This is a genomic window from Allochromatium palmeri (assembly GCF_009720725.1).
Lineage (GTDB): Bacteria > Pseudomonadota > Gammaproteobacteria > Chromatiales > Chromatiaceae > Thermochromatium > Thermochromatium palmeri.
Map to the genome: position 1 here is coordinate 1 of NZ_WNKT01000115.1, position 1,691 is coordinate 1,691.

Annotated in this window: 1 protein-coding gene; it reads right to left on the reverse strand. The window is 66.7% G+C overall.

Annotation, left to right across the window (positions count from 1 at the left end):
* Window positions 1-8 precede the first annotated feature (8 nt).
* Window positions 9-1,601 (reverse strand): IS66 family transposase, encoded by a 1,593-nt coding sequence (gene tnpC / locus GJ668_RS19645; protein ID WP_155451770.1) that lies wholly within the window; start codon window positions 1,599-1,601, stop codon window positions 9-11.
* Window positions 1,602-1,691: the final 90 nt, after the last annotated feature.

The window sequence follows — 1,691 nt, forward strand, 5'->3', positions numbered from 1 at the left end:
GTAAGCGTTCAGAGTCCCCCCGCCGGAGCGGGGAATAGAGCCGGCAGCGGAGCGGCTTGGCGCCCGGCACGGCGATCGGCGATCACGGAGGCGAGGTAACGCCACGGGCGATGCCCGCGTTGACGACAGGTGTCGATGACACTGGCCAGCAGGGCGAAGACGCGCGAGCCGCTCTCGTGGCGCGTGCCCTGGGAGATGTCACGGGCAATGACCCAGTGGCGAAGCGCGCGTTCAGCGGCATTGTTGGTCAGCGGCCACTCTGGACGCTCGAGCACACGGAAGATGGCCTCCCAGTCGTTCCATAGCTCGACGGCCAGGGCACGCGTTTTGGCATGCCGGTGCCCGAGACGCTGACGACAGGCCGCGTGCAAGGTGTCCAGGAGCGTGGCGTATTGAGGGCGCAGATTGACCGCCGGCCCGTCGCGAGCGGCGTGAATGGCGGCGATGAGGGTGTCGAAGGTGCGCTGCACCAAGTGCCCGAAGGCTTGGGCGTCAGGATCATAGCTGTCGATCAGTCCCTGGGCCTTGCGCGTCAGGTGCGCCCAACAGCGCAGGCGTTGGGGAAGGTGACGGTAGACCGTCCAGCCGTCGCTCATCAGCCAGCCGCCAAAGCCGGGCAGGATCCGATCGAGCACCTCACGCCCGCGTCCGGCGATGGCAAACAGCGTGACGGTGGCGGTGGTCAACACCCACAGCCAGCGTACGCGCGCCCCCTCCAACCACGAGGTCTCGTCGGCGTGCAGCAGATCACTGGCCACAATCGCCTCGATCAATTCCGCTTCCAGCGGGGCGACAGCGGCCCCGGCTTCCCGAATCGTCTGGTCCAGCAGGCCGACGCTCAGCTTCACGCCCAGCCACTCGTGCAGAAACTCTTGGGTGCGCCGACGCGAGAGGTGGAAACGAAAATGCAGGGCTACGATCAGGCTCGCCAGCCCCGGACCGACCAGGCGCCATTCGCTCAGCTTCACCCCGGCCAGCGCTTCGTCCTCGACCCTCCCTTCGCCCCAGCGCGCGCGCGTGACGTGCCCACACGCGCAGGTACTGTCATGATAGTGATGCTCCGTCACCTGCACCCGTAAGCCCAGCGCCGACGCCTCCCCCCACTCCAGATCGATGGACTGGAAGCTGACATAACACACGCTCGGCCCCGACTCCGACAGCCCCTGACCACAGCCGGCACACGCCACCGCTCGATGGATCTCATCGACGTCGGTCTGAAGCACTTCAGTGCGCCCAAACCCCGGCGCTCCCGGTTGTTTGCCCGCTCGACGCTTCGCCACCTCGGACTTCGGGGCCGGGGACTCGGCGGGGGCTGACGCTTCAGTCTCCACCCCGTCACCGCCCTCAGCCACGCCCCCCGCCTCCTCGACCTCGCGCGCCTCAACCTCATCACTCGACTCCGCCTCCTCCCCACTCGGACGCTCCCACGGCGCTCGGCTACTGGGCGGACGCGAACTGTTGGTTGGCGTTTGATTCAACCGCTCGTGCGCCTCCTTCAAATCCTCCAGCAACCGCACCGACAACCCGCGCAACGCCTCCTCCTCCAGACCTCGCAGGTAGGCTTCGTCAAGTTGGCGCAGACTGTGATCGCTCAGGTGCATCGCTTGGGGACACGGGCTCAACGGACGGTGAAGAGGGGCTTATCCTGGTCTTGAAGACCGCAGACGGTCAAGGGGTCTCTGAACGCTTAC